This window comes from Asticcacaulis sp. YBE204, assembly GCF_000495855.1.
In the GTDB taxonomy this organism is placed as follows: Bacteria; Pseudomonadota; Alphaproteobacteria; order Caulobacterales; family Caulobacteraceae; genus Asticcacaulis.
In genome coordinates this window covers 61,088-87,551 of the sequence record NZ_AWGF01000004.1, presented here as the reverse complement: position 1 = coordinate 87,551, position 26,464 = coordinate 61,088, and the positions used below count along the sequence as shown (strand labels likewise).

27 protein-coding genes are annotated in these 26,464 nt (G+C 62.8%); 1 reads left to right on the top strand and 26 read right to left on the bottom strand.

Going from position 1 to position 26,464, the window contains the following annotated elements; all coding sequences use genetic code 11:
* On the top strand, positions 1 to 756 hold the full coding sequence (locus AEYBE204_RS27540; protein WP_023461680.1) for a sensor histidine kinase KdpD: 756 nt from the start codon (positions 1 to 3) through the stop codon (positions 754 to 756).
* 173 nt (positions 757 to 929) lie between these two features.
* Here the strand turns inward: AEYBE204_RS27540 and AEYBE204_RS27535 are convergent, their stop codons facing one another.
* The 26 genes from AEYBE204_RS27535 to AEYBE204_RS27425 form a co-directional block, all read right to left on the bottom strand.
* Positions 930 to 2,177 (bottom strand): dicarboxylate/amino acid:cation symporter, encoded by a 1,248-nt coding sequence (locus AEYBE204_RS27535; RefSeq protein ID WP_023461679.1) that lies wholly within the window; start codon positions 2,175 to 2,177, stop codon positions 930 to 932.
* Between the two features lie 109 nt (positions 2,178 to 2,286).
* Complete coding sequence (locus AEYBE204_RS27530) at positions 2,287 to 3,516, bottom strand: caspase family protein (protein WP_031230176.1); 1,230 nt, start codon at positions 3,514 to 3,516, stop codon at positions 2,287 to 2,289.
* A gap of 3 nt (positions 3,517 to 3,519) precedes the next feature.
* On the bottom strand, positions 3,520 to 4,035 hold the full coding sequence (locus AEYBE204_RS27525) for a hypothetical protein (RefSeq protein ID WP_155908301.1): 516 nt from the start codon (positions 4,033 to 4,035) through the stop codon (positions 3,520 to 3,522).
* Positions 4,036 to 4,085: 50 nt separating this feature from the next.
* Positions 4,086 to 5,678, bottom strand: coding sequence for a sodium/solute symporter (locus AEYBE204_RS27520; protein WP_023461676.1), 1,593 nt, complete (start codon positions 5,676 to 5,678; stop codon positions 4,086 to 4,088).
* A 319-nt stretch (positions 5,679 to 5,997) separates the two neighbouring features.
* Entirely contained in the window at positions 5,998 to 7,506 is a 1,509-nt protein-coding gene (locus AEYBE204_RS27515) for a Do family serine endopeptidase (RefSeq protein WP_369751811.1), read from the bottom strand.
* A gap of 154 nt (positions 7,507 to 7,660) precedes the next feature.
* Positions 7,661 to 8,245: a cytochrome c-type biogenesis protein gene (locus AEYBE204_RS0120065; protein ID WP_023461674.1), complete on the bottom strand. Its 585-nt coding sequence runs from the start codon at positions 8,243 to 8,245 to the stop codon at positions 7,661 to 7,663.
* The gene (locus tag AEYBE204_RS27510; protein ID WP_023461673.1) at positions 8,242 to 10,212 is read right to left on the bottom strand and encodes a heme lyase CcmF/NrfE family subunit; all 1,971 of its coding nucleotides are present in this window, start codon (positions 10,210 to 10,212) and stop codon (positions 8,242 to 8,244) included. Before AEYBE204_RS27510 ends, AEYBE204_RS0120065 begins: the two co-directional genes overlap by 4 nt.
* Positions 10,209 to 10,703 (bottom strand): cytochrome c maturation protein CcmE, encoded by a 495-nt coding sequence (ccmE, locus tag AEYBE204_RS27505; protein WP_023461672.1) that lies wholly within the window; start codon positions 10,701 to 10,703, stop codon positions 10,209 to 10,211. Before ccmE ends, AEYBE204_RS27510 begins: the two co-directional genes overlap by 4 nt.
* Positions 10,704 to 10,786: 83 nt before the next feature.
* On the bottom strand, positions 10,787 to 11,860 hold the full coding sequence (ccmI, locus tag AEYBE204_RS27500; protein ID WP_023461671.1) for a c-type cytochrome biogenesis protein CcmI: 1,074 nt from the start codon (positions 11,858 to 11,860) through the stop codon (positions 10,787 to 10,789).
* 58 nt (positions 11,861 to 11,918) lie between these two features.
* Positions 11,919 to 13,283, bottom strand: coding sequence for a hypothetical protein (locus AEYBE204_RS27495; protein ID WP_031230172.1), 1,365 nt, complete (start codon positions 13,281 to 13,283; stop codon positions 11,919 to 11,921).
* Positions 13,284 to 13,395: 112 nt separating this feature from the next.
* Positions 13,396 to 14,805, bottom strand: coding sequence for a sensor histidine kinase (locus AEYBE204_RS27490; RefSeq protein WP_023461669.1), 1,410 nt, complete (start codon positions 14,803 to 14,805; stop codon positions 13,396 to 13,398).
* A 193-nt stretch (positions 14,806 to 14,998) separates the two neighbouring features.
* Complete coding sequence (locus tag AEYBE204_RS27485; RefSeq protein WP_023461668.1) at positions 14,999 to 15,679, bottom strand: response regulator transcription factor; 681 nt, start codon at positions 15,677 to 15,679, stop codon at positions 14,999 to 15,001.
* Positions 15,680 to 15,859: 180 nt separating this feature from the next.
* A complete protein-coding gene (locus tag AEYBE204_RS27480; protein ID WP_023461667.1) occupies positions 15,860 to 16,222 on the bottom strand; it encodes a hypothetical protein in 363 nt (120 codons plus the stop codon).
* A gap of 53 nt (positions 16,223 to 16,275) precedes the next feature.
* Positions 16,276 to 17,058: a DUF3800 domain-containing protein gene (locus tag AEYBE204_RS39895; protein WP_200862169.1), complete on the bottom strand. Its 783-nt coding sequence runs from the start codon at positions 17,056 to 17,058 to the stop codon at positions 16,276 to 16,278.
* 67 nt (positions 17,059 to 17,125) lie between these two features.
* Complete coding sequence (locus AEYBE204_RS27475) at positions 17,126 to 18,109, bottom strand: DnaJ C-terminal domain-containing protein (protein WP_023461665.1); 984 nt, start codon at positions 18,107 to 18,109, stop codon at positions 17,126 to 17,128.
* A 197-nt stretch (positions 18,110 to 18,306) separates the two neighbouring features.
* Positions 18,307 to 21,936: a glycoside hydrolase TIM-barrel-like domain-containing protein gene (locus AEYBE204_RS27470; protein ID WP_023461664.1), complete on the bottom strand. Its 3,630-nt coding sequence runs from the start codon at positions 21,934 to 21,936 to the stop codon at positions 18,307 to 18,309.
* A gap of 128 nt (positions 21,937 to 22,064) precedes the next feature.
* Positions 22,065 to 22,496 (bottom strand): peptidase, encoded by a 432-nt coding sequence (locus AEYBE204_RS27465; protein WP_023461663.1) that lies wholly within the window; start codon positions 22,494 to 22,496, stop codon positions 22,065 to 22,067.
* Complete coding sequence (locus AEYBE204_RS27460; RefSeq protein WP_023461662.1) at positions 22,489 to 23,157, bottom strand: DUF2163 domain-containing protein; 669 nt, start codon at positions 23,155 to 23,157, stop codon at positions 22,489 to 22,491. The genes AEYBE204_RS27465 and AEYBE204_RS27460 overlap by 8 nt, the downstream gene beginning before the upstream one ends.
* 36 nt (positions 23,158 to 23,193) lie before the next feature.
* Positions 23,194 to 23,802: a DUF2460 domain-containing protein gene (locus tag AEYBE204_RS27455; protein ID WP_023461661.1), complete on the bottom strand. Its 609-nt coding sequence runs from the start codon at positions 23,800 to 23,802 to the stop codon at positions 23,194 to 23,196.
* Complete coding sequence (locus AEYBE204_RS27450; protein WP_023461660.1) at positions 23,802 to 24,320, bottom strand: hypothetical protein; 519 nt, start codon at positions 24,318 to 24,320, stop codon at positions 23,802 to 23,804. Before AEYBE204_RS27450 ends, AEYBE204_RS27455 begins: the two co-directional genes overlap by 1 nt.
* Positions 24,310 to 24,480 carry a phage tail assembly chaperone gene (locus AEYBE204_RS39890; protein ID WP_023461659.1) on the bottom strand — a complete coding sequence of 57 codons (171 nt, stop codon included), beginning with the start codon at positions 24,478 to 24,480 and terminating at the stop codon, positions 24,310 to 24,312. Before AEYBE204_RS39890 ends, AEYBE204_RS27450 begins: the two co-directional genes overlap by 11 nt.
* Positions 24,481 to 24,544: 64 nt before the next feature.
* Positions 24,545 to 24,844 (bottom strand): GTA-gp10 family protein, encoded by a 300-nt coding sequence (locus AEYBE204_RS27445; protein ID WP_023461658.1) that lies wholly within the window; start codon positions 24,842 to 24,844, stop codon positions 24,545 to 24,547.
* Positions 24,831 to 25,238, bottom strand: a complete 408-nt coding sequence (locus AEYBE204_RS27440) for a phage major tail protein, TP901-1 family (protein WP_023461657.1) — start codon at positions 25,236 to 25,238, stop codon at positions 24,831 to 24,833. The genes AEYBE204_RS27445 and AEYBE204_RS27440 overlap by 14 nt, the downstream gene beginning before the upstream one ends.
* 136 nt (positions 25,239 to 25,374) lie before the next feature.
* Positions 25,375 to 25,791, bottom strand: coding sequence for a DUF3168 domain-containing protein (locus AEYBE204_RS27435; protein WP_023461656.1), 417 nt, complete (start codon positions 25,789 to 25,791; stop codon positions 25,375 to 25,377).
* On the bottom strand, positions 25,791 to 26,114 hold the full coding sequence (locus AEYBE204_RS27430; RefSeq protein WP_023461655.1) for a hypothetical protein: 324 nt from the start codon (positions 26,112 to 26,114) through the stop codon (positions 25,791 to 25,793). Before AEYBE204_RS27430 ends, AEYBE204_RS27435 begins: the two co-directional genes overlap by 1 nt.
* Positions 26,111 to 26,380 (bottom strand): head-tail connector protein, encoded by a 270-nt coding sequence (locus AEYBE204_RS27425; protein WP_023461654.1) that lies wholly within the window; start codon positions 26,378 to 26,380, stop codon positions 26,111 to 26,113. The genes AEYBE204_RS27430 and AEYBE204_RS27425 overlap by 4 nt, the downstream gene beginning before the upstream one ends.
* Positions 26,381 to 26,464: the final 84 nt, after the last annotated feature.

Here is a 26,464-nt window from a genome sequence, read left to right as displayed (position 1 = left end):
ATGAACGCGTTTACCGGTACGGATACGGCTGCGAACGGTCAGGAACCTGACCACATCAAGGAATCGCTGTACCGTCAGATGCTGTCCGCCGTCTCGCACGATCTCAAGACTCCGCTGGCCACGATCATCGGCTCGCTCGAAGTCTACACCCTTCTGGAAGCCAAGCTTTCGGAGGAAAAACGCCGCTCGCTGATCAATTCGGCCCTGTCGGAGGCCTATCGCCTCGACAAGTTCATCACCAACATCCTCGACATGGCCAAGCTGGAAAGCGATTCGGTGCGGCCGCGCGAAGAACCCGCCAATCTGACGCCGCTGATCAAGGATTCGATCACGCGTCTGGGGCCGCTCAAGGACAAAGGCGATATCCGGTTGCACGATCTGGGCGGTGCCGAAGCGTTCAATACCGATACGGTTCTGCTTAGCCGCGTCGTTGGGCTGGTCATCGAGAACGCGCTGAAACATACGGGGAAGACGCCGGTCGTCGATATCGATTACGGCGCGACGGGCGACGAGGCCTTCGTCCACGTGCGCGACCACGGCCCCGGCATCCCGCCGGACAAGATTCGCTCGGTCTTTTCCAAATATACCCGTCTGCAACGGCAGGATCAGCAAAACGCCGGGACAGGCCTCGGCCTGAGCATCGCCGAACTGATCATGGCGTTGCTGGGCGGTCGCATCGAGGTGAAGAACCACCTGGAAACCGGCGCTGTGTTCAGCCTCTATGTACCGCTCAAACGCGCCGAAGTGGCGGCCTGACTCCCTCCTCCCTGTCGCGCAGCGATGGGGAGGTGGCATTTGACAGCTCCGCTGGCAAATGACGGAGGGGGGATGACTCCGAAATCCGCAGCGCGCTAAACGGCTTGGTGTCATCCCCCTCCGTCATTTCGCTTTGCTCAATGACACCTCCCCACTGCGTAGGGAGGAGGGAGTCACTTCTTACCCGCTGGCAACAACGCGCTCTCTGGCTCGATCAGACCATTCTCGCGCGCCACCAGCGTCGGGATCAGGATCTGACCCGTCACATTGGTCGCCGTGCGCACCATGTCGATGATGCGGTCGATGGCGGCCAGAAGCGCGATCCCTTCCAGCGGCAATCCCGCCGTGGCCAAGGTAAGCGTCAGCATAACCGTGGCCACGCCGGGCACGCCGGCGGTGGCCAGCGACCCCAGCATCGCCGTGAGGGCGATGATGACGTAATGGCTCGGTGTCAGGGTAATGCCGAAATAGTTGGCGACAAAAATCGAGGCGATGGCCGGATAGATGGCCCCGCAGCCGTCCATCTTCATATTGGCCCCCAGCGGCACGGCAAAGCCCGCATAGGCCGGATTGAGCTTCAGCTTCTCAATCGCGGCATTGAGCGACACCGGCAGGGTGCCCAAGGACGAGCAGGTAAAGAAGGCCGTCTGCTGCGCCTCGAACACGCCCTTGTAGAACGCGACGACGCTCAGGCCGTGCAGCTTGATCAGGATCGGATAGACGACGAAGACGTGGATCAGACAGGCCAGATAGATGGCGCCGATAAAGCTCAGCAGCGGTGCGAGGCTCTCAAGGCCATACGACCCGACGACCGAGGCGATCAGACCGAACACCCCGATCGGCGTCAGTTGGATCACCCAGCGCGTCAGCTTGAACATCAGCTGGCTGCCCTGTTCGACGATATGACGGAGATTACGCGTCTTTTCCCCCAGCGCACTCAGGCCTGCGCCGACGAACAGCGCCACGAAGACCACGCTCAGGACCTGACCTTCGGCGAAGGCCTTGAGGATATTGGTGGGCACGATGCCGATCAGGACGTCCTGCACCGGCGGGATGACCTTGGGCGTGACCTCGGCCAGCGGCAGACCGGTCAGGCCGCGGCCCGGCTCGATCAGATGCCCGATGGCGAAACCGAGCCCCACCGCCAGACCGGCGGTAATGATGAACCAGATGATGGTCACGACGCCCAACCGCACGGCCTTGCCACCCCCGTTCTCACCTAAAGCTCCGTCGCCCAGCCGCGCAATCGACGCCGCGATGGTGAAGAAGACCAGCGGCACGACCAGCATCTTGATCAGGCGCACGAACAGGTCGCCGACGGGTTCGACATAGGGCACGGCTTGCTCACCGAACGCCACGCCGATGCCGGTCCCCAGTGCAAAAGCGATCAGAACACGCAACCAGAACGGAATTTTCGACATGGGAAGGCCTCGTAAATCTGACGCGAGCATAGGCCGAAATCCGTATCCCGCAAACCAGCATTGTTGACGGTTCAGATTAGCCAGACTGTTGCGCCGGCAACTATCCAAATCAGAACTTCGGCACCTGCCATTTGATGGGGAAGCGCACGCGCTGACCCGGCGGGAATTTACCGGTATCGACCCGCGCCTTGCTGGTGAGCGCCTTGTGCGCCGCCTCGGCAAAGCCCATTTCCACCGGCGTTTCCGACACGGTCAGGCATTGGCTCAGGCGGCCATCCGGCTGGACGACGCATTCGACGACAGATCGCCCGGCCACGTCCTTGCGCAAGGCTTTGGAAGGGTAGAAATCGATCCAGTCCGGCACCCCGGCCACGTCGTTCAGCGTTGCCGTCATCACGGTACTCACGCCACCGGGTCCGGCGCATTCGGTAGTCTTCTGACGCTCGCGCGCCGTCGCAGCAAACGCCCCCTGGGGATAACTGATCAGATAGGCCTTGTAATCGGCGCAGGATTTCGCCCCGTCCCAAACGGCCTTTTCCTTGTCCCAGTCGCTGGGGCCCGCAGGCGGCAAAGGCAAGGGCGTCGGACCGGCGACCACATCGCAGGACGCCAGACATATCTGATCGTAGAGCCGGTTGTTCGACCACGGGCGTTGTTTATTCTGGGTTTTCTTCGAGACCAGTATCTGCACGCGGCTGAACACCTGCGTCACGTCCTGACCCGACCGGCGGATTTCCTGCGCCAAAATCGGCGCATAGACCCCGACATCGGCGACATCGCCCGTATCGGTCGCATAGGCGATCAGGGTATTGGTCGAGGCGGTGACCGGCACCAGCCCCTTTGACCCCGCCTTGCCGAAGGTCGGGGTCGTGCGGCAGGCATCGATGACCATGATCACCGCCTTCGCACCGGTCGCCGAAAACTGCTCATTAAGGTCGGACAGGGGCACGCCGAATTCCGGCAGGTCCGACGCCGTGGTCAGTTCCGAATCGACCCCCAGCAGGTAGTTGTCGTTGGCGTCGCTGGCCGGATCGCGCGACCCGTGGCCGGTGTAGTAGATGAAGGCCACTGCCCCCGGTGTCGCCGAGACCTTGCGGCGGAACTCGCGAAACGTCGTCGCCAATCCTTGCTTGGTCAGGTTGCTGGCGCGGGTGACCGTGAAGCCCACGGCGGTCAGGGACGCGGCGACCTCACCGGCTTCGGTATCCGCCCCGGCGAGAGGCGACAGGTTGCCGCGATAGGCGACCTGATCGATGACCAGGGCCAGCTTGACCTGCGCCGCCGCCGGCGCAGCCATCAGCATCAGGCACAGACTTAGAAAGACAGCGAAAAATCTCATCTCCTAACCTATGCGCCACATGACGACCATCCACAGCCTCTGGCCTTCGGCGTAGGGCTTGCGCGTCCGTCCCCGTTCCGTCAGAAGGCGCACCGCCGTCTCCCCCAGTTTGAAACCCGGTCGAAAATCCGTGACGATGCGGCACGCACTCAAACGGTTGCCGACCTCCGCCAGACATTCGACGATAACATTGCCTTCCACGCCCTTTTCGAGAGCGCCCGTCGGATAGTCCGTGTCGCGAATGACCTGACCCCGCAGATCCTTGAACGAAAGGGTTATATATTCCGCCGACGGCGTGAGGCACTTATTGTCCCGCCGCCATTCAAGCGCAAACCGTGAATAATCGCCCAGCCGGGTCTTTTGCAGGTAGGCTTTCCGACCCTCGCAGGTCTTGGGCGACGAGGTCCACAGCTGTTCGTCCCGCGCGATTTCCTCACGCGACGGATTGAGCGATTGCGCCGTCACCGGCAGGGCCAGCGTCACGCTTACGGCTGCGCATATAAGGCTGGATCGTAGCATGATACCCCCGTTCTGCGAGATTCATACCTGCAAAACCGGGCCTCGCCAACCTATAAAAAAGGCACCACCACGCAGGCCGTCACGACCAGAAGCCCGACCGACAGCCAGCGGTAATTGCGATACCACGGCACGGTTTTCAGCGCTTCGGTTTCCCGCCGCCAAACCGCGCCGGTGAAGATCAGCCCGTCGATGCCCTGCGGGGCGTGCCGCATCAGGCTGCCCGTGACCACCGCCGCCGCGCTGACGGCGAAGATGAGGCAAGCGGCGACGAGGAAGTGCAGCGGCACGACGTGCCACAGTTCGATCCCGACGAACAGACCCAGACTCACCGCCGTGCCGAGAATCAGGCCGCACGCCGCCCCGAACCCATTGGCCCGCCGCCAGAACAGCCCCAGCAGAAACAGGGTGGCAATCGGCGGCACGGCGTAGGACAGCATGGCCTGAAGATAGTTCCACAAGGTGTCCTGAATCCGCCCCATAACCGGCAACCACAGGACCGACAGCCCCATGACGATCAGGATCACGGCGCGGCCCGCATTGAGCAGCGTTTTTTCCGAGGTCTGCGGCCGGTGGACCCTGATGAAGTCGAGCGTCACCAGAGTCGCCGCGGCATTATAGGTGCTGGCCAGGGACGACAGGATGGTGACGAGGAATGCCCCGGCGATCAGTCCGATCAGGCCCGTCGGCAGCAAATGCATCACCAGCGCAAGGAACGACTGATCCGGCTGGGCCAGATCGGGAAACAGGAGCGGCGCGCACAGGCCCGGCACAATCAGCAGCCCCAGGGTCGTCAGCTTCAACGCCCCGGCAAACAGGCTGCCCCAGCGACCGTGATCGAGCGACGCCGCCGCCAGCACCTTCTGGACCATGAACTGGTTGGTACACCAGAAATAGAAGCCGATCAGCGGCAGGCCGGTGACCAGCCCCGTCCACGGCAGGATCGGGTCTGCGGCGGGCCGGACCAGTTTCAGCCGCTCCGGCGCAGTCTGCGCCACTACCGCCGCCCAGCCGCCGACGGCGTCGAGCGCCAGAATGCACAGCAGCGCGCAGGCTGAGATCAGGATGACCGCCTGCACCGTATCGGTCAGCAGGACCGCCCTCAGCCCGCCGACGACGAGGAACAGACCGGCGCACAGCGACAGCAGCGCCCCTACCTCGAACAGGCTGAGCGCCGGGAACAAAAGCCGGAACAACAGGCTGCCAGCAAACAACAGGCCCGCCGTGTCGACGAAGGTCATCAGCACGATCGACAGGCCCGACACATAGGTCCGCGCAAAGCGTCCGTAGCGCTTTTCGAGGAATTCCGGCACGGTGAAGACGCCGGATGACAGATAGGTCGGCAGGACGACGGCGCAGAACAGGGTCAGGACCAGCACCGCCACCCAGTCGTAATTATAGACGCTGATGCCGTGAGCATAGGCCGCGCCACTCACCCCGACCAGCGCCGGCGCCGACAGGGTCGCCGCGAACAGGGTGAAGCCCACCGTCGGCCAGCGCGCCTGACGCGCGCCTAAGAACTGCTGACTGAGGGTGGTGATTCTCGACCGCCCCAGAAGCGCTCCAAGCAAGGGCATGGCCAGCAGGACACAGACATAGCCACCGGCAACCGCCGCATCGATGATGCCTATCTCTGCGCTGGCCATCCGTCCCCCTGTTTTTATCGTTCCTGCGACCCTACATCCTTCCCCGTTTACGGGGAAGGTGGATTTGACGCCGACAGGCGGCAAAGACGGAAGGGGGAAGCGGTGTATCAAAATGCGCGGTCAGGGTTTGTATGATCTATGGCCTCCCCTTCCGTCGGCTTCGCCGCCACCTTCCCCGTAAACGGGGAAGGATTATAAGCCTTCTGGCCCCGTAAACGGATAAGGATTATAAGCCTTCTGGCCCCGTAAACGGGTAAGGATGTAAAAAAGCCCCGGACCTTGCGATCCGGGGCTTTTTGTTTTGAAGCGGCAATACCGCTTACTTCAGGCTCAGCGGCAGCGGCAGATTACGGCCGCCGCGGTTGACCAGAAGCAGGATCGACGGACGGTTGGCCGCCTTCATGCCTGCGACGATCCTGTCGAAGTCGGCGCGGCTGGTGACCGGCTGATTGTCGGCGCGCACGATGACGTCGCCTTCCTTCAGGCCCTTCTTCGCGCCGTCGGAGGTCGGCTCGATCGCCTTGATCACCACGCCGGTGACTTCCGGCTCGATGCTGTACTGCTTGCGGTCGGCAGGATCGATCGGCTTGAGGCTCAGGCCCAGCACCGGCGGGATCTTTTCGCCGTTCGGTGTCGTCTGATCGCCGCCGTCGCCGTTGACGCCCTTGGCCAGAATGTCTTCCGACGGACGCAGCGCCGCCACGATGGTCAGCTTGACCAGCTTGCCGTTGCGCAGCACCTCGACCTCGACCTTTTCGCCCGGACGGACATTGGCCACATTGCGGGTCAGGTCGGTGTGAATCTTCACCGGCTTGCCGTTGACGGTCTTGACGATGTCGCCGATCTGGATGCCGCCCTTTTCCGAAGGGCCGCCCTTGGTGGTTTCGGCGACATAGGCGCCGTCCTTGTTGGGCAGATTCAGGCTTTCGGCGATTTCCTCGGACACCGGCAGGATAGAGACGCCGATGTAACCGCGCTCGACCTTGCCGCCCGCCATCAGCTTGGTGGTGATGGCCGAAGCCGTATCGGCCGGAATGGCGAAGCCGACGCCGGCATTGCCGCCCGACGGCGTGATGATCGCCGAGTTGACGCCGATGACGCGACCGTTGAGGTCGAAGGTCGGACCACCGGAGTTACCGCGATTGATGGCGGCGTCGATCTGCATGTAGTCGACATAGCCCTGCGCGCCGTCCGGACGCCCGAAGGCCGAGACGATGCCGGCGGTCGCCGTGCCGCTCAGGCCGAACGGATTGCCGACCGCGATGACCCAGTCGCCGACGCGCGGACGCTGCGTGGTCTCAAACTCGACATAGGGGAAGTTCTTGCCCTCGACCTTGAGCACGGCCAGGTCGGTCGCCGGGTCGCGCCCAACGACGGTCGCCTTGAGCTTGGATTCGTTGTTGAGGACGACGGTGATTTCATCCGCGCCTTCGATGACGTGATTGTTGGTCACCACATAACCATCGACGGTGATGAAGAAGCCGGAGCCTGCGCCACGCACTTCCTGCTCGTTGCCCTCGCCCTGCGGCGGGGCTTCGAAGCCGGGGATGTTGAGACCGGCGGGCATCTTGACCTTGCCCTTGGTCTCGATGGAGACAACGGCAGGCGAGACGCGGTCGATGATGTCGGCGAACGACATGGGCGCGCCTGCGGGCGGCTTCATCGGCTTGACGGCGGCGGTCTTGACCAGGGTCGAACCGTCGTAACCCCCATTTGGGCCACCTGACTGGCCCATGCCCGATACGGCGGCACCGGCCACCGCGGCACCCAGCATCAGGCCCCCGGCGATCCCGGCAACCATGCCTTTGTGCGTCTTAACTGAGGTCAAAAGCTTCCCCATGAGAGTCCAATCCTGAGATTATTTTAAGTACTGTAACCGTGAACATAGGCATTTTAAGACCGGAAACCAGAGTTTTCTCCGATCCTGACCGATCTTTAATGTCATAACCTATCTAAACCGTATGGTGCGGCGAAATCGTGGCTTACGATTGTGACCCGTTATCGCCATCCAGAAGCCGATCAAGCCGCGCCTGCTCGTCAGGGGTCAATGCGGAAGGCTCTGTTTTTTCAGGCCTCTTATTCATTAGCGCGAAAATCATGCCGCCCGTTAGCAAAACCGCGACTGGCAGCAGCCACAAAAGCGCCGTCGTCAGGGCAAAACGCGGGCGGAACAGGACATAGTCGCCATAGCGCGCCCGCATCGTGTCGCGGATCTGCGTGTCGGTCAGGCCCTCGGCGATATGCAGGCGGATATCGCGGCGCATATCGGCGGCAATATCGGCGGAGGAGTCGGCGATCGACTCGTTCTGACAGACGACGCATCGCACTTCGGAATAGAGGTCACGAGCGCGCTGGTCCTGACGCGGATCGGGCATGGCCTCGCCCGGCAGCACGGCAGCGGCGATTTGGGTCAGGGCGAAGAGGAGAACGAGGAAAACTTTAATCCCCTCGCCCCTGTGGGGAGAGGGTGGTCCGAAGGACCGGGTGAGGGGGAGTAACACACTAAGTAGCCCCCTCACCCTAACCCTCTCCCCATGGGGAGAGGGGATTAAATGCGAATCCCTCATCCTTTGTTCCCCTTACTTGCCACACCCACGCGCAACCGCCGGTCGAACAGCGACAACACGCCCCCCACCGCCATCAACAACGGCCCAAAAAAGATCAATCGCGCCCACGGATTATATAAAGCCCGCACCTGCCAGCCCTGCGGAGACGGCTCGCCCAGCACAAAATACAAATCGTTCAACGGGCGGAAACACAAAGCCACCTCGGTCGTCACGGTCGACGACGCCGGATAGAACCGCCGCTCCGGCATCGCTTCGCACACCTTGCCCCACGCGTCACGCACGGAGAGGATACCGCGCTGGGCCTCGTAGTTCGGACCGGCGACCCGCGTCAGGTCGGTCAGCGTCACCTCATAGGCCCCCAGTTTCAGCTTTTGTCCGACGGCCAGATGATCGACGGCGGTCAGCTTGGTTTGCGTCTCGACCACCGCCCCCAGTACGAACAGACCAAGCCCCACATGCGCCAGCACCATGCCGTGCGTCGCCAGAGGCAGGCCACGGAACCGCCGCCACGCCTCGGCAAACGGTACTTTCAGCAGTTGCGTGCGCGACTGGATGACCTGCCACGAGCCGAGGATGACCCAACCGCCGAGCCCGAACCCGACACCGAGGCTGAGCGCGCTTTTGGCGTCGCTATGCCCCATCAGGGTCGCGCCGAGCAAGGCCAGCAAGAGGCTGATGCCGGCGGCCAGAATCAGGCGTTTCCACACGCTTTTCAGGTCGCCGCGCTTCCACGCCATCAGGCTGGCGAACGGCAGGATCAACATCGCCGCCCCCATTGCCGGAATGAAGCTGAGGCCATAGTACGGTGCGCCGACAGAGATGGTCTTGCCCGTCGTGGCCTCCATCAGCAGGGGATAGAGCGTCCCCAGACAGACCGTCGACAGGGCCACGAAGATCAACAGGTTGTTGAGCACCAGAGTCGATTCACGGCTGACGGACGCAAAGACGCCGCCCGAACTGAGCGATCCGGCGCGCAGCACGTAGAGCGTGAACCCGGCCCCGGCGGTGAGGAACAGGATGATCAGCAGCAAAATTCCGCGCTGCGGATCGACGGCGAAGGCGTGGACGCTGGTCAAGACGCCTGACCGGACGAGAAACGCCCCCATCATCGAGAAGGTGAAGGCGAGCAGCGCCAGAAACACCGTCCACGCTTTCAGCGCGTCGCGCTTTTCCGTGACGATGGCCGAATGCAGCAAGGCGGTCGCCGCCAGCCACGGCATGAAGGAGGCGTTTTCCACCGGGTCCCAGAACCACCAGCCACCCCAGCCGAGTTCGTAATAGGCCCAGAACGACCCCAGCGTGATCCCGACCGTCAGGAACACCCAGGCCAGCAGGGTCCACGGCCTGACCCAGCGGGCCCAGGCGCGGTCGATCCGCCCTTCGATCAGGGCCGCGACGGCGAACGAAAACACGACTGAGAACCCGACATAGCCGAGGTAGAGCAGCGGCGGATGAAACGCCAGAGCCGGATCTTGCAGCATCGGATTGAGCGAGGCGCCCTCGTAAGGGACTTCGGCCAGACGGGCGAGTGGATTGGAGGAAAACAGCGTAAACCCGGTGAACAGCGCGCCCAAAAGCCCCTGCACCCCCAGCACCTTGTGCTTGAGGCCGTCGGGCAGGTTACGCCCGTTCAGCGTCACCAGCGCCCCGAAAACGAGCATCACCATGCACCACAGCAGCATCGAGCCTTCGTGCGAGCCCCACGCGCCTGAAATCTTGTACAGCAAGGGTTTCAGGGTGTGCGAATGCTTGGCGACGTTCGACACCGAAAAGTCCGAGGTAATAAAGGCGTATAGCAGCGCCGCGAATGCGAGGATCGCCGCCACCGCCGCCGCCAGCGACAGGCCTTCGCTGAACCGCGCGATGCCACGCAACGGCTTGACCGCGCCGCCGGCGACGGTCAAAGCCTGCGCGAGCGACAGCACGAAGGCCAGCCCCAGACAGAAGGTGCCAAGCTCTACAATCATCGGGCCTCACCGAAAGGTTTGGAGTCCGGCTTCTGCGCCGATTCCGGCCGCCATTCGCCCTGCTCTTTGATGGCCTTGACCACCTCTTTCGGCATGTAGGTTTCGTCGTGTTTGGCCAGCACGGTGCGCGCCTCGAAGCGGTCGGCCCCCGACATCTGGCCTTCGCAGACCACGCCCTGTCCTTCGCGGAACAGGTCCGGCAGATCGCCCTTGAAATGGACGTTCATCTCGGCCTTTTGATCCATGACGACAAAGGTCACCTCGCCATCTGTGCCTTTCACCACGCTGCCGGCCTTGACCAGTCCGCCGAGGCGCATCGTCCGCCCCGGTGCAACCTGCGCCTCATAGGCCTGAGCGGGGGTATAGAAATAGACGACCTGATCCTTCATGGCGAACAGAGCCAGAGCCACGCCCGCCACCAGTACGGGTGCTGCGAACAGGAAGATCATCAGACGCCGCCGCGCCTTCATCGATTTGGGGAGCAGGGTCATTTAAGCGGCACTCGATTTCTTTCCCCTCGCCCCTGCGGGGAGAGGGTGGTGCGAAGCACCGGGTGAGGGGGCTAAATTGTACCTCATTGCGACCCCACCGGGCGTTGCGCCGTCTCTAAAATGCGTTTGGCCACGTCCGGACGATCGGCATAGATGCGGTCGATATCCGCCAGCACGTGCCGTTCCCCTTCGACGTTTTTCAGCACGCGATACGAGCGCAGCAAGCGCGCCCAGCCGTCCGGATCGTCAGGCGTCGCCTTCAAGCGCGCCTCAAGCCCTGCGACCATGCCGCCGATCTGAGATTGCGTCACGGCCGCCGTCTGCGCCGCCTGATCGAGCGCGGCGACCTCCTGAACCACGGTCGCGCGGCGGCCATCGTCGGCGGGCAACACGTTCAGCAGTCGCTGAAAGAACCCGCGCGCCGCGTCGAACTGCCCGTCCGCCGCGGCGATCTTGCCGGCATAGAACAGGCCCGACAGGTCGTTCGGATCACGCTTCAAGGCTTCGGCAAAGGCGTCGCGCGCCTCCGCACCACTGTCACCTTTATTCATCAGCGTCAAAGCCTCGCCCATATTCGACCAGGCCTCGGCGTTCTGCGGCGCCAGCTTCACCGCGCGCTGAAACGACACCGCGCCGTCGTAATGATCGCCAGCAATGACCTGCATCCGGCCCAGCATCATCCAGTATTGCGGATCGTTGCCGTGCTCGGCTTGACGGCGTTTCAGCACCTCGGCCAGCGGCTTGGCGTCGAGCGTTTCGGGGTTCGTATTGGCCTGCGCGATCCAGCCGTTGAGGCGCTGCGCATAGGGCTGATCCGGCGCGCCCGGTTGCCCGACAAACAGATAGAGGGCCAAGGCTCCACCGGCGATCGCAAACGCCCCGATCAGGCCGACGGTTTGCACGATGCGCGGATCGGACGCCTTGGCCTCTCCCTCGCTGGCCTTCAAAAGCGCGCGGGCGGCCTCGGTCTTTTCCTCGCGCGCCATAGCCTCATCGAGGTGCCCCGCCGCCACCCGGCGGTCGAGATCGGCGACAAAGCCTTCGTAAATACCGCGCGCCGTGTCCACGCTACCCGTCGGACGGCGGCGCAGCCACGCCGCCGCCAGCCCCAGAAGGGCGGCGCTCAGCAGAGCCGCGATCAACGAAAACAGGATCATGAAGAGGCGATACGGAACGGTTGTGTCAAACCTACGGCTTAAGCCAGTTTACGCCGTCCTACGCAACATTTTTCGGCAGACGGAACACGTCGGCGGAGCCGATGCGGCGACGCGCGATATTGGCCTTGTCCTCACCGAACAGGGCTTGCATCAGATCGGTGACGCGCTCGAAACAGCCCATGACCGCCTGAGCGTCGAACGGATCGTCGGCTACCGCGATACCCAGCACGACCTCGAAATAGGCGTCCATGATCGTCTCGCAGCCCTGAATGGTCCGCGTCAGCAGGCTGGCGAAACCACCGTGATTGGCGGTCGGGCGAATCTGGTTGAGGAAGGCGATGGTATGGACCGCCGCCTGATAGTTTTCCTCCGACGCGCCCTTGAAATCCGGCACGTCGCGGGTGGCACGGCCGAAGATGCGCTCGGTCTTGAGCGGCAGGGCGATGTCGACGATCTTTTCGACGCCTTTCAGCCGGTCCTCGACCAGGGCGGCGATCGACTGGTGAATCTTCGTCACGCGCTTGCCCCACGCCCCATCGCGCGACAGCTCGATCGACTGCTCGAAGCTGTGCAGAATGGTCAGGCACTGCGTTACCCAGGCACCGGCCTCAGACAATTGCGCGGTCTCGCGGTTGCGCCGGCGCAGCAGACCTTCCAGCACCTTGAGCCGCATTTCGGCGGCCTCGATCAGGCGCTCGCCGAACCCGGCCAGTTCCGATTCGCTGAGGAAGCGGTCGTTCGGGCGGTCGGACACGGTCGCCACGAACTTCATGATCAGCGCCCCGTCGTCCAGATTGGCGAACAGCGCCTCAAGGAAACGCAGGCCCCCGTCTTCGGACGTCTTGCCCGCGTCCTTGAACATCAGGCGGATGGCGGTGGCCTTTTCGGTATCGATGCGCCCCATCCAGTCGGGCAGACGCAGGACTGCCGAGCGCAGCAAGCGGTGCAGGTCGAGATAACAGGCCAGTTCGGTCAGGGTTTCGGCATCGTCTTCGTCGGCATTCGGGGGCAAAATCTCGTCCGGCGTGTCGCGGAGGATCGCCGCCCCCGCCGTGACCAGTCGATAAAAGACCACCGGCGTCTCGTCATCGCCGCGCAGGCCGCGTGCGGCGACGCGGGCCTCGGCGAACAGCTGCGGCTCGTGCCGTTCCAGCGCCCGCCACAGGCGGTTCAAGGCCCAGTTCGGGAATTCGACGCCCTCAAGCCCGTCTTCGCGCGCCTCGAACAGCGGCATGAACGGGCGGAAGACCGATTCCTTGATGTAATGGGATTCCAGTTCGGCGCTGACCAGACGGCGCACGGCGGTCAGGCCCTCGTCCTGAGACAGGCTCAGGCTGTTTTCCAGCGGACGCAGCAGCGCGACCGGCAAGGTCCGCACCAGCCCCCTGACCTTCTCCAACCGCTGCTCAGGAAGTACGCCCATAAGACCTGCAAACCCATGCGCGACTTAACGACGCGACCAAAACTCAGAATCGCGAGTATGAGGCCGGGATGGTTAAGATTAGGTGACTGCGGATTTTCCACAGTAAATTGAATTAGCTGATAAAATTGGCCGGTAATATGACAACGCATTTCAGGCCGCCCAGGCTCGATTTGTCGAAGCTGAGCTTGCCGCCATAGGCGCGGACCAGTTCGTCGACGATCGACAGGCCCAGCCCCGACCCCGGCGCCGATTCGTCTAGTCGTGCCCCGCGTTTCAGCACTTCATCGTAGCGCTCCGGCGGCATGCCCGGCCCGTTGTCCTCGATCAACAGCGTCATGCCGTGCGCCTCGTCGCTCAGGCTGGCCGTGACGCGGACCTTGCCCTTGGACCAGATACAGGCGTTTTCCAGCAGGTTCCCGGCGATTTCCTGAAAGTCCTGCTTCTCGCCGCGAAAGGCCAAATCCTCCGGCGCGCGCCAGTCTATGGTCACGTCCTTGTCGCGGAAGACCTGTTCCAGCGTGACGGCCAGTTCGTCGAGCACCGGCTCGACCGGGGTGCGTTCGCCCATGTTCTGGGCGCGGGCGGCGGCGCGGGCGCGACGCAGGTGGTGATCGACCTGTTCCTTCATCAAAGCGCTTTGCTTGCGGATCGTGTCGGCCAGAGGGTCGGGGTTGTCACCCGCCGTCGCCAGCAGCACCGACAGCGGCGTTTTCAGCGCGTGGGCCAGATTACCGACGTGGGTCCTCTGGCGCTCGACCACGTCCTGCCCATACTCCAGAAGCTTGTTGACCTCCTCGGTGACCGGCGTGATTTCGGCCGGATAGCTGCCGTGCAGGCGCGAGGTCTTGCCCTTGCGGATGTCGTGCAGTTCGTCGGTCAGCCTGAACAGGGGTCGCAGACCGATGCGCACCTGTAGGTAGATCGCGATCAGCGATCCCAGCGCCAGCACGATCAGCGCGCCGCCGGTAATAAGCGCGAACTGGCCGACATTGCGGTCCAGTTCCGAACGGTCCTCACCGGCGATGAACAGCAGGTTATGATTCTGAATGCGCAGATAGACGGCGGTTTGACGCAAGGGCTGACGGCGCGGGCCGATACCGTTGTAGAACTCGGCCTGCCCCGACATCTTGTCGAGCTTTTTCGGCCCGTCGAGCGAGCGTTCGACCAGCGAGCCCGACTTATGCACGCCGATCACGTGGTCGTCGTTATCCAGCTCGATGATCTGCCAGTAAAGGCCGGAATAGATGTCGTCGGTACGGATATTGTACAGTTCGGGGATCTTGATCCGCCCGTCACCGTCGAATTCAGTGTGCGTATAGAGGTTGCGCACGATGTCGTTGATCCCGGCCTGAAAGCGGGTGACGCTGGCATAGTTGAAGAACGCCGTCAGGCCCGCCGAGATCAGGATCAGAGCGAAGATAAACCAGATCGAGGCCAGCCGGATCAGCCGCCCGGCCAGCGACCCGCGGCCTTGAACAAGGGCACCGAAAAATCGTCTTAGATTCTGAATGACGGCAGCCAATTCCTGTCCTTCTTATACCTCCCCAGCTCGCTGGGGAGGGGGACCGCACGACGCCGCGTTAAGCGGCTAGATGCGGTGGTGGGGGTTCTTGCTTTGGAAAGAACGCGGATGTGGAAGCTTAAGAAGATACCCCACCACCCCTTTGCTTCGCAAAGCGGTCCCCCTCCCCACCTTCGGTAGGGAGGAGTAGTTTCTAAATCTCGCTCACTTCATCATGCAAAGGCTTCAACCGGTAACCCAGACCGCGCACGGTCTCGATACGGTCGGTGCCGATCTTCTTGCGCAGGCGGCCCATGAACACCTCGATGGTATTGGAATCGCGGTCGAAATCCTGATCGTAGAGATGCTCGACCAGTTCCGTACGCGAAATGACGCGGTTCTGATGCAGCATCATATAGTGCAGCAGACGATATTCCAGCGAGGTCAGGCGCAACGGCTCGCCATTGACCGAAGCGCGGGCGGCGCGCGGATCGAGACGCACCCCGCCACAGACCAGCAGCGGCTGGGCATGACCGGCGGCGCGGCGAACCAAAGCCCGCAGACGGGCCAGCAATTCTTCGGTATGGAACGGCTTGGTCAGATAATCGTCGGCCCCGGCGTCGAAGCCCGACACCTTGTCCGACCATGCGCCGCGCGCGGTGAGGATCAGGACCGGCGTCGTCTTGCCGTCCCGGCGCCAGCGCTCCAGCACCGACACGCCGTCGATTTTAGGCAAACCGAGGTCGAGGATCACGCAGTCATAGGGTTCGGTGTCGCCAAGAAAGTGCGCCTCTTCTCCGTCGGGGGCGTGATCGACGACGTAACCGGCGTCCTGAAGCGAGGATTTGAGCTGACGCGACAGGTCGGGATCGTCTTCGGCAAGCAGAATACGCATGTTTAGCCTTCTTATACTCCCCCACTTGTGGGGGAGGTGGATTTTGCGAAGCAAAAGACGGTGGGGGGCCTTTGTAGAGACCGCGAGGCCCCCCTCTGTCACTTCGAGTGACCAACGCTGGCGAAAGCTATACTTTCGCTGGCGCTATACCCCCGTAGCACGGGGGAGTATTAAGCGACGTTACATCCGGCTGACCGAGCACGAGCCCAGATCGACGCGGTAGGAAACGATATTGGCGTCGATCTTGACCTTGACGATCACGGCATTGCCCGACCGGCTGGCCGAGACATAGGTGCCGCGGCTTTGCGACACGACCATATCGATGGCCTGATCGACGGAGCAACCACCTTTCTGCGCCAGAACCATCGGCGCAGGGACGTCACGATCCAGACGCAGGCGGAACCCCTGACGATCGGAGCCGAACCCGGCCTCGTGCGCCTCGGAACGGGTGTGCGTTTCACCGGCATCAAGCGACGCGTTGGCATGGGCTGCAACGGGCGCGCTCAGCAGGCAGACGGCAAGAAGGGGCAGGAACTGTTTCATAGCCACGTTTATAGAATTACAGACCTGAACCTTAGCTGAACGAAACCGAAAAATCATCGCTGACGACAAATCAAGCAATTACATCTTTGATTAGCGGGTGTGTAATGCGTTAGCCCGTGCATAACTCCTCCAACCGCATCGATCCTATTGGAAAAAATATCAAAGAGCGACGCATCTCCGTTCTCATAATAACGACGTGTTGCGTGCGCGATCATGTCTGCATATTGAATCATTCGCGTAGCTTTGGAGTCTACGAACAGAGGCACATCTGATAAATTATATAGCTGTCCCCATCTGTGACCAATTGTCCTAAAATCCAGAGAAAGCTTCTGTAAAGAAGTTTCGTAAGAGGACTTGTCTAAAATGATTAGTCCTCTTTGAGTATTTCCCGCATTATGGAGCCTACCTAAAAATCGATCAAACCTATTACAAATTTGCTCAAATGCGAATTCCATAGGATCGTTAGGTGAAACAGCCGCTTTATGAACCACAGAAGCAAATATATGCACTTGGCTTGATCGGCTTAAAACTTCCATAGCCTCGCGATAAGCCGCGAGGCGCTGATCTTTTTCAATTCCCCGCCATTGCTTCTTGCCACCCCGAATGTCATTGCCACGGAACTCCAATCCAGCAGGATTATCTGGCCATACGCGTCGAGCAATTTGATCTAATTCTTGTGAGAACCAATGGGGCTTTCGTTCAAAAACTGCTAAACCAGCTAAAACAATATGGCTGTCTTCAGCGTTTTGAACTGACCCGGAATCATCGAGATACAATAGATACATTAAAATATCCAAAGGCAGCCGGGAGGAGCAATAGGCCCCAACGGCTCGCATCGGCGAGCCTCCCAACTGCTAATGTCTATATAAGCACTATAAGTTTACAAAACAATATAATTTCGTTTTACCGCTTGCGTGTCGCCGGATGGCTGGGCGTATAGGGCGCATCCTTGCGCCAGTCCTCGGCATAGGCGACGAAATCGTCATCGACCTTATCCGGCAGCGCCAGCACGATCTTGGCGAACAGATCGCCGCGCGCATTGGTCTTGGCATCGAAACCGCCGCGCCCTTTCAGACGCAGCACCCCGCCGGAATTGGAGCCCTTGGCGATGGTCACATTGACCGGACCGTCAGGCGTCGGAGCCTGCACCTTGCCACCCAGCACTGCGTCGGGGATCGCCACATAGAGGTCCATATGCAGATCGTTGCCTTCCGGACGGAAGACCGGGTGCGGGCGGAGCGTCAATTCGACCAGCGCATCGCCGTGCGGCCCGCGCCCTGATGGTGAGGCCGCCCCCTGCCCTTTGAGGCGCAGGGTCTGGCCGTCCTTGGCGCCCTTGGGGATATTGACGTCGACCGTGCGACCATCGGTGAACTGCACCCGGCGCGTATTGCCGGCAATCGTGTCCATCAGGTCGATATCGAGCCGGATTTTCAGGTCATTGCCCTTCGCGGCCTGACCGAAACCGCCGGGATTGGCCCCACCGCCGCCGAAACCGCCAAACCCGCCACCGAAGCCACCGCCCGCATTGCCCTGACGACGGCTACCGCTGCCGAAGATGTCGAAAATATCGTCCAGATCGACGCCGTCGAAATTACCACCTGCGCCGCGGCCATAGCCGCCGGAAGCACCGCCTCCACCACCAAACCCACGGTGGGTCTCGCGCCCGTCGGCATCCATCTGACCCGCGTCGTACTTCTTGCGCTTGTCGGGGTCTTTGAGCAGGTCGAACGCCCCCGACACGCGCTTGAAGCGGTCCTCGGCGGCCTTGTTATTGGGGTTGCGGTCGGGGTGCAGTTCCTTGGCCAGCTTGCGGAACGCCTTCTGGATATCGTCCGCGCTCGCGCTCCGCGGCACGCCCAATTCAGCATAAGGATCGCCAGCCAAGTTCCAACCTCCATACCACTCATACCTCCCCACTTGTGGGGAGGGGGACCGCGACGGCGGAGCCGGAGTGGTGGTGGGGGCCTTTGCCGCGACACACTCAGGGCCGGTTAAGGCCCCCCTCCGGCGCTACGCGCCACCTCCCCCACAGGTGGGGGAGTATTTAAGCGAATAGCCGTTGGCGAAGGACAGGCCTCAAGTCAAGTCATTAAACCGACGCGCAACGGCGGACCATAGCCGGATGTAGTCGATTTCTGAACGATTTCAAGGCGGCTTTCGGCATCAAACCCACCCGGATAGTCGAGCGCGCGCAGATCGTCGCCATAGACGAACCGGCTCTCCATCGCCTCGGTTTCACGACGCAGGGTCTCGCCCTGATAAAAGCGCAAACGATAGACCTCCGCCGCCTCGTCCATCGGCGGTTCCAGATCGAGATGGTCGCCGCCGTAACGCGCGCACCGCAGCCAGCGGATCGCCAGCCCGTCGGTCTCGCGCCGCACCCGCCCATGCACCGGGGCGCGCGGTCTGAGCGCCAGACCGGTCCACACCGCTTCGACCTCGATGGCACCGTCCGCCGCGCCGCCGAAACCGCTGCGACCGGCCCGCCACAGACGCGGCAAACCCACTTCGTCGTTGGACATCTCGGCGCGCGTAAAATCCGCAGGCAGGTGAACGACCGCCGCACCATCCGCGATGGCAAACGCCCGCGTGCCCCATTGCCCGCGCAATAGCCCGCGCAACCGATAAAGACGCGGCCCCAGCGGCACGACCTCGCGATACTGAATGATCTCCCACTCATCGCCCTTAACGCAGATGAAGTTCTCGCCGCCCAGCACATCGGCCTCGGCGCGCGATTGCAGGGCTTCGCCTTCGAGATAGATATCGAGAAGGGCCTCACGGAGCCACACCCCCGATTGCCCCGCCGCCAGCGCCATGCGCGTCTCGCCGATGCCCGCCGCCTGACGCACCTGACCGCGCAGACGAAGCGCGCTCTCACTGGCTCCGGCGTAGATATCGACGCCCATAAACGGCGCGGATGAGGCGACCAGAATGGGCCGCGTATTGGTCTCATCGGCCCCGAAACACGGCAGTTCCAGCAGGGTGAAACCGCTCAAGATCGGCGTAATAACGCCTTCACCACCGCCCGAAGGTTCGCCCGACACCACCGCCCGTGACGACGGCACCGGCGTCAGCAGCGCCGAAGGTCGTTCCGACAGGTCGATCCCACTGATGCGATAGTTCACGCCTTCGAACGCCACCGCATCGCCGATTTCAAAGCGCAGGACCTGCGCGGGCGACAGATCGACACTGAGGCTTTCGCGCACCCCCTGCGCCTGAGCGAGCGTGTAACCGGCAAAGTCGCGCGCCTGTGCCGCCGTCAGAGCCAGCGACAGGTCGAGGCTCAGCGTGTCGCCGCCGGCCGTGTCGGCGCGCGCATGGACCGCCTGCACCTGATAGTCGCGGTCGAGGTCGTAACAGCGCAGGATCAGCGCACCCGGAACCTCCATCAGATCGCGCCGTGCCAGCACCGGATCGCGGTCATGGAACGCCAGATCATCGCGCGACAGCTCCACCGCCGTACTATCGGCGACCACTATCAGCCCGTTCCGGTCGGCGATTTCCAGCCCCAGATAACTGAGCACCGGCTCCAAAGCCTGCGCCGCGCGCATCGGCTGTTCGATGACGTAGCCGTCGATCTGGCCCGACGACGACGACACGTCAATTTCCGCCCCGGCCTGAGCGGCTATTGCGGTGAGCAAATGCTTAGCCGAGGCCCCGCCCATGCGCCCGTTGAGCCAGTGGCCCGTGCGCCAGTTGTCGCCGTCGCCCCACACCTCTGATTTCTGCGGAAAGGCCGGATAGGGCCGCGCGTCCCAGCACCACACATCCATACCACTCAGCATCGGCGCGCCGTAGACCATGCTGACCGGATTGTTGGCGGGATCGTTATAAAACTCGGCCAGTGCCGTCAGATAAGCCCGCTGCGCCCGATCGTCGCGTTCACCGGTCGAGTACGGCGGCACAGCGCTTTCCGACGACTTCGGATCGAGGAACAGGTTCGGCGCGTTCGGCCCCTTGTCGATGGCCCCGCAGCCATACTCGATGAACCGAACCGGCTTGGATTGTGGCACCCACGCGGTTGGCGTCGCAGAACGCATCCCATCTGGCCGGTCGTGGTGCGCATTCGCCCACCAGTTCAGGACGTCCTTAGGTCGGAACAGCCAGTCTTCGCCATGGGAGGAGCCATCGATGATCGGTGTACGGATCTGCGCGTCGCGATCCTCCTCCGACGCATAGTACCAGTCGAAGCCCTCGCCGCCGCGCATCCGTGAAGTCAGATAGGCCTCGTCGTAAATCGAATCCGCGACCTCCGCATCCAGATGTTCGCCGTCGCGCCAGTCGGTCAACGGCGCGTACCAGTCGATGCCGACGAAATCGATATTGGCATCGACCCACAGCGGGTCGAGGTGGAAATGCACCGCGCCGCCCGCCTGATGACCGAAATATTCGCTCCAGTCGGCGGCGTAGGAAATCTGCGTTTCCACCCCGACGATGGCGCGGACTTCCGCCGCCAGCGCCTTCAGCGCCGCGACCGCCGGATAGGTGCCGCCGATGCGTGCGGTGGTCACCCCGCGCAGTTCGGAACCGAGCAGGACCGTATCGACGCCACCCGCCTCGACGCCCAGTGCCGCCAGATGTGTGACAAAGCGGTTCAGGCCCCATTCGTTGGTAAAAAACGCCGCCACATCGCTGCCTGACGTGATCCGTCCGCGCCACGGAAAACCGGCGCAGTCCATCAGGATGAACGGCACCAGCGTGACCGCATAGCCGCGCGCTTTCAACGCCCGGATGGCATCGACCACTGTCTGATCCGACGGCGTGCCGCCATAGGCCGGACGGTCATCCAGCGTGCTGATCAAATGCGCCTCGGCGCGGTTCAGCCCCGCCACGGACCAGTGCAACGGCTTGGTCTTTTTGTCGCGCTGTTCGACGCCGGGTTTGATCTGGCACACGCCCGCATCGAGGCTGTCGCCGAACCAGCTCACCACCAGATTGACGCGTTTGACGTTCGGCAGCTGTGCCTGAAGCTGATCGAGCGCGACGAGAAAATCGGGTCGCCCGTCAGTGCTGTTCTGCGTCTCCCAGCGCGCGCCGCTGAGGCCTTCGAGCACGGCATTATGCGCGGTCGCATAGACGAATTCGCCCGCGCCGGGAATCAGGCAGACCCCGTCGATCAGAGTCTCCAGACCGTCACCCGGCGGTCTGCGGAACACCTCGACCGACAGGCTGGGCGGGCGGTTGCCGAAGGCCGCCAACGGCAAGTCTTCGAACACCAGATAGGCCAGACCGCGATAGGCCGGGGCCGAGCCTTCGATCGCCTCGATCAGGGCGTCCGGCATCTGGTCCTCGCTGCCGGTATAGAGCCGGTAAGCGAGCGCCGACTGATCCAGCAATTGTCCGTCGGCCCAGATGCGCCCGATGCCGTCGATGGGGCCTTCACACAGACCCACGGCGAACGACAAACTATAGGCGTAGGACTCGGTCTTCGGCGACGATTTCGACGCGCGCGTGGTCGAGCGGTTTTCCTTCAACCGCGCCGTCCAGATGATCGTCCCCGCCACGCGTCCGCGACCATAGACCTGCTTGATCGGCGCGCCCTGATCCGCGGACGCGACGCGCACGCCTTCCAGCCGCGAGCCCAGTTGCCGGACGGGCGAAAGCGCATTGACCACAGTACGGTCGATGGCCTGCCCGAGAGTCGAGCCGATGATGCCACCGACCGGCCCGCCCAGAGCTGTACCGATGGTGGTAAGAATAACCTGTGCCATAGATTCCTTTCCCCTCGCCCCTATGGGGAGAGGGTGGCCGAAGACTTTAGTCTTTGGCCGGGTGAGGGGAGTCCGGGGTGCCGATGGCAGCCCCCTCACCCCAACCCTCTCCCCACAGGGAGAGGGGGTTAAAACCTAAACGCCGCAACCACGTGCCGTCGCCACCACGTCCCGAGCCAGGTCTCGACGACCGCATGGCTCCAATAGGCATGGATCAGAGCGGACCTCGGATCGGCCATATCGCCGGCGCTGAGGATCGCCGCGTGCTTGGCGACGGCGCCGGGTTTCAGTCGAAATACCAGCACGTCACCGGCCTGCGCTTCACCCACCGCGACCGGCATCAGATAGCGCGCCAGACCGTCCAGCAAGACCTCACGGCCGCCGATCTCGGCCCAGTCGCCGGTATAGGGCGGCAGGTCCCATGGCTCTTCGCCCTGCACACTGCGCCACACGCCGCGCACCAGCCCCAGACAATCGCAGCCGACGCCTTTGAGGCTCATCCGGTGCTGATAGGGCGTGCCGATCCACGACCGCGCCTCGGCTAAAACCAGATCACGCACGACCCGCCCCTGACCGTGACCGCCCGTCCATCACGTCGCCGGAACGGGGGTAAAGCGTGACAAAATCCTCACCCGGCAGGTCGGGGAAGCCACGAAAATTGAGCGCGTTGCCGTGTACGCCGTGACAGGTCGCATAGCGCTTGTCGCACGGCCCGTCGCCCATCGCGCCGCACCGCGCATCGCCGAACACGGCGTCGCACAGCGGTGTAAACCGCCGCCCTATAACGCGCTGAAGTCTGGCCGCGGCGCCTTCGACGTGGGCGACGAAGGTTGAGCCCGCGCCCACCCCGCCGCGCGCTTCGATCCGCGCCAGAGTCCCCGCGCCCATCGTCACAGGGTCACCGCTGGACCACTCGACGACGAAGCTCTCGACCGCCGCGCCGTCATAAAGCCCTGCGCGTATATCGGCAGGATCGAGCGCGTCGGCGGTCAGCACGCCCGACACCGAAGCGTCCGACGCCTCCATGCCGAGATCCACAGATGCCGCGCCCTGCGTCAGACCGGTGGCCGCTTTGCAGACCACATCAAGCACAGTCAGGTCGCGGTCGTGATCGGTAAAGCCCAAACGCTCACCATCGCTGCGTGTGATGATCCACGCATGGCAGAAACGGACCGCGCCCTGCACCAATGCCGCACTTATCGTTTCCGGAATATGTCGCATGATGCTCCTTCCCCTCGCCCCTGCGGGGAGAGGGGGTTAAACTCTGATCTCGACCAGCGGCACCGCCGCCACGCGGCCGGCGTCGAAGCCTTCCAGCGTCAGGTCCAGTCGGTCGGAATCAAACCTGACCGGCGTGTCGAACTCGAACCCGGCGCGGATAACGACACCCGCCGCCGGGGCCGCTGAAAACGTTACCAGACCCGTCGTGTGATCGACGCTGAAGGCGGTCGTGACGACGCCGTCCAGTGCCACCTTGACCGTGTCCGCGACCGGCTTAGCGATCGCCCGCGTCACGCCGCCATAGGCCTTGGTCAGTTGAAACACCGTCCGCGCGCCGTCGCCCGTGCCGATCACCTGATCCGTCGCCGTTACCGCCGCATTGACCGCACTACTCTTGAAATCGGCGAAGTCCTTGAAGCGGAAGCCGTACAACTGACCTTCGCGTGCCTCGAAAAAGGCCAGCAGTTCCGCCGCGTCGTGCAGCGAGCGGACCCCTGCCCCGATCAGATACCGGCGGCGACCCTGCGCCCAGGGACTGATCCGTTGCTCATGACCCGACGCCAGAGTCGTGATCTGCGTCCGCCGCTCGACCCCAGCCCCCGACCCAAAGGCCAGACGCGCGGGAAAACTGACGTCGTGAAACATCACCGGCTCCCTAATCTGGCGGCGCGGTGCAAAGCCGCCGCGATCTGCGCTTCCGACCGCACGAGGCTGTCGGCCCCGCCCGCGATGTTCAGCGACACATTGACGGTCGGGCCACCACCGCTGCCGATCTCGCCCGAGGTCGCCGGACGGAACCATTCCGGCCCACGCTCGCCGACCAGATAAGACCCGCCCGCCGTGACGTAACCGCCATCGGCGCGCGCGCCGGAAAAGGCCTTCGAGGCTCCGTTCAACACGTCACCCAAAACGCTGGCTAACGATCCGCTGCCGGACGATCCCGCTGCTGCATTGACGGCGTTGATGATCGCGGACGCCAGTTCCGACAGGCTGATCTCACCGTCCTTCGCCGCGCGGCTCAACGACCGCGCCAGAGACGATCCGGCTTTCGAAAACGCCTGATCTATGGCGTCGGCGGATTCCTGCGCTGGCCCCTTAAGGGCCTGCAAGGCGACCGCCGCTTCGTTGATTTGGGCGGTCAAGCCGTCCAGTTCACTGTTCATATTCGTCATCCGGAAAAAGGGTCATCAGGTCGGTCAGGCCCCGCTTATCCAGCGGCACCGCCTGTTCCGGCGGCGCGGTCAGCCACAGCCATTCACGCCAGCTCAGACGCCAGAAGGCGTCGGGCGACAGGCGCAGTTCGACCACGCCCAGCCGGAACATCGCGGCCCATTTTTTTGTCGCGCATTCGTTTCCGAAAACCGCTTCACACTTTTCGGAATGCGCTCTAGTCATCATTCATTGCGCGGAACGCCGCGACGATAGCCTCGATGGCCTCAGCCAGACTGATGTGCAGAACCGGCAGTTCGATCTCGTCGAGGACCAGCGCCTTGAGTACCGCCCAGACGTCCTTCGCGCCCATCGTCGCCAGTTTGGCGGCCAGCGCCTCGAAGCCCGTGACGTCGAAATGGGTTTCGAGTTCCGCCAAAGCTTTCAGCGTGACGCAAAGGCGCAGATCCTTGCCGCCGATACAGGCGACGACTTCGCCACGCGCTTTATTGATGAGGGGTGTATCAGAGGCTGACAAAGGTCACCTCCCCCGCCGAAGCCAGCGTCAGGGCAAAGGTCGCTTCGGCGTCGTGATCGCCGGCATAGTCGAGCGAGGCGATCAAAAACGCGCCGCTGAACTGTCCGAAATCCGGCACGATGATCTGCCAGTTTCGCGCCGTCTGGGCGAAGAAGGCTTCGCGCATCACGGCGTCGGACGCGGCGTCCTTGAAGACACCGGAGCCGGACACCGAGAGCGCCTTGACACCCGCCCCGGCCATCAGTTCGCGCCAGCCATTGGGGCTTTGCGAGTCGGTGACATCGACGGTCTTTGCATTGAGCGACACGGTGCGCGCCCTGAGGCCCGCGACGGTAACGTAAGCCGTACCGTCATGAATTTTCAGCAGCATGTCGCGGCCTTTTTGCAGGGCCATATGAGTCTCCTTTCAAACGAAGAACGCCAACCCGCTAGGGCGCGGCGAAAAGGGCTGGCTTTTGAGCATTGAAGGCGACGTGTACTTTTGTACACGAGCCGAAACGCGCAGAAAGACGGCGCTTTGCAGACCCGCCCTAGATAGGGTTGGCCTCGGTGACCACCCGCAGTCGGACCAGCCCGTAGATCGACCGCTTGTCGGCACTCCGGAACACATCGAGATAGCTGACGCGCACCGAGACCAGATGCTGATCGTCGAGGCTCAGCGCCGCCTGATCGAGCACCACGCGCAGTTCGAAGGCGATGGCTCTCGCCTCTTCGGTGCCGGAAAAACGCGACACCGCCATCAGGGTAATGACCTGTTCGGTGGCCGTATCGGCACCGCTGACGGCCTGCGCTTCCACACGCGTCAGAGCGACATACGGAAAGACCGGATCGGGCGGCACGTCGTCGTAAATCCGCACCATGTTGCCGAGCCAGACCTTCAGCGTATGCTGGCTTTTCAGGTGCGCGATCAGGGCCTTTTGCACGTCGCGTAAAGGATCGAGCGCCATCAGTGCACCCGCCCGAGACGCACGCGCACGGTCCCGTTCTGGTCTTCGTCGATAGACAAGACCGTCCAGTCCTGTCCGCGGATTTTAAGATAACCGCCGCGTTCGATGCCCGAAGCCGATCGACAGGTGAATTCCGCATACTGACGGATCAGGGTTTCACCTTCAAACTCTTGCGATTCCTGCGGCACGTCCGTTTGAAAATCACCCCAGATCGTGCCTTCATATTGCGGCGCCTGGTTCGATCCTCCGTATACGGTTTCCGTTCGGATCAGGCGGTAGATTTTCGCCGGGGTCTTCAGATCGGCGGCCTTAAGCGGGTTCATAGCCGCACCTCGCGATAGGGGGCGATCCACGGCTCAAGGCCGTCCAGCGACACCTCGCCCTCGCCGCGCACGGCATAGGCCCGCGCCACGAGATCGAGGACCGCCAGCCGCAACGGCGCGGCGGAATTCACATCGAGTACAATACCCAGCGCGGCTTCCAGACGGGCCTTGGCCGCAGCCACCAGCGCAGCGATCAGCGCGTCTTCGTCGTCGTGCGACACGCGCAGGAAAAGCTTCGCTTCAGCGAGCGAAACGGGGTCTGACATGAGAGATTTCCTTAAATCCCCTCTCCCCTATGGGGAGAGGGTGGTGCGAAGCACCGGGTGAGGGGGAGGCCGGGGGAACCATCG

What these genes read in the sequence shown, in the direction of transcription:
- AEYBE204_RS27425 (WP_023461654.1), bottom strand. Translation starts at nt 26,380, where the DNA reads ATGTCAGACCCCGTTTCGCTCGCTGAAGCGAAGCTTTTCCTGCGCGTG.
- AEYBE204_RS27460 (WP_023461662.1), bottom strand. Translation starts at nt 23,157, where the DNA reads ATGCGACATATTCCGGAAACGATAAGTGCGGCATTGGTGCAGGGCGCG.
- AEYBE204_RS27435 (WP_023461656.1), bottom strand. Translation starts at nt 25,791, where the DNA reads ATGGCGCTCGATCCTTTACGCGACGTGCAAAAGGCCCTGATCGCGCAC.
- AEYBE204_RS0120065 (WP_023461674.1), bottom strand. Translation starts at nt 8,245, where the DNA reads ATGAGGGATTCGCATTTAATCCCCTCTCCCCATGGGGAGAGGGTTAGG.
- ccmE (WP_023461672.1), bottom strand. Translation starts at nt 10,703, where the DNA reads ATGACCCTGCTCCCCAAATCGATGAAGGCGCGGCGGCGTCTGATGATC.
- ccmI (WP_023461671.1), bottom strand. Translation starts at nt 11,860, where the DNA reads ATGATCCTGTTTTCGTTGATCGCGGCTCTGCTGAGCGCCGCCCTTCTG.
- AEYBE204_RS27440 (WP_023461657.1), bottom strand. Translation starts at nt 25,238, where the DNA reads ATGGCCCTGCAAAAAGGCCGCGACATGCTGCTGAAAATTCATGACGGT.
- AEYBE204_RS27520 (WP_023461676.1), bottom strand. Translation starts at nt 5,678, where the DNA reads ATGGCCAGCGCAGAGATAGGCATCATCGATGCGGCGGTTGCCGGTGGC.
- AEYBE204_RS27525 (WP_155908301.1), bottom strand. Translation starts at nt 4,035, where the DNA reads ATGCTACGATCCAGCCTTATATGCGCAGCCGTAAGCGTGACGCTGGCC.
- AEYBE204_RS27480 (WP_023461667.1), bottom strand. Translation starts at nt 16,222, where the DNA reads ATGAAACAGTTCCTGCCCCTTCTTGCCGTCTGCCTGCTGAGCGCGCCC.
- AEYBE204_RS27510 (WP_023461673.1), bottom strand. Translation starts at nt 10,212, where the DNA reads ATGATTGTAGAGCTTGGCACCTTCTGTCTGGGGCTGGCCTTCGTGCTG.
- AEYBE204_RS27430 (WP_023461655.1), bottom strand. Translation starts at nt 26,114, where the DNA reads ATGAACCCGCTTAAGGCCGCCGATCTGAAGACCCCGGCGAAAATCTAC.
- AEYBE204_RS27540 (WP_023461680.1), top strand. Translation starts at nt 1, where the DNA reads ATGAACGCGTTTACCGGTACGGATACGGCTGCGAACGGTCAGGAACCT.
- AEYBE204_RS39890 (WP_023461659.1), bottom strand. Translation starts at nt 24,480, where the DNA reads ATGTTCCGGCTGGGCGTGGTCGAACTGCGCCTGTCGCCCGACGCCTTC.
- AEYBE204_RS27450 (WP_023461660.1), bottom strand. Translation starts at nt 24,320, where the DNA reads ATGAACAGTGAACTGGACGGCTTGACCGCCCAAATCAACGAAGCGGCG.
- AEYBE204_RS27530 (WP_031230176.1), bottom strand. Translation starts at nt 3,516, where the DNA reads ATGAGATTTTTCGCTGTCTTTCTAAGTCTGTGCCTGATGCTGATGGCT.
- AEYBE204_RS27535 (WP_023461679.1), bottom strand. Translation starts at nt 2,177, where the DNA reads ATGTCGAAAATTCCGTTCTGGTTGCGTGTTCTGATCGCTTTTGCACTG.
- AEYBE204_RS27495 (WP_031230172.1), bottom strand. Translation starts at nt 13,283, where the DNA reads ATGGGCGTACTTCCTGAGCAGCGGTTGGAGAAGGTCAGGGGGCTGGTG.
- AEYBE204_RS27470 (WP_023461664.1), bottom strand. Translation starts at nt 21,936, where the DNA reads ATGGCACAGGTTATTCTTACCACCATCGGTACAGCTCTGGGCGGGCCG.
- AEYBE204_RS27485 (WP_023461668.1), bottom strand. Translation starts at nt 15,679, where the DNA reads ATGCGTATTCTGCTTGCCGAAGACGATCCCGACCTGTCGCGTCAGCTC.
- AEYBE204_RS39895 (WP_200862169.1), bottom strand. Translation starts at nt 17,058, where the DNA reads ATGCGAGCCGTTGGGGCCTATTGCTCCTCCCGGCTGCCTTTGGATATT.
- AEYBE204_RS27455 (WP_023461661.1), bottom strand. Translation starts at nt 23,802, where the DNA reads ATGTTTCACGACGTCAGTTTTCCCGCGCGTCTGGCCTTTGGGTCGGGG.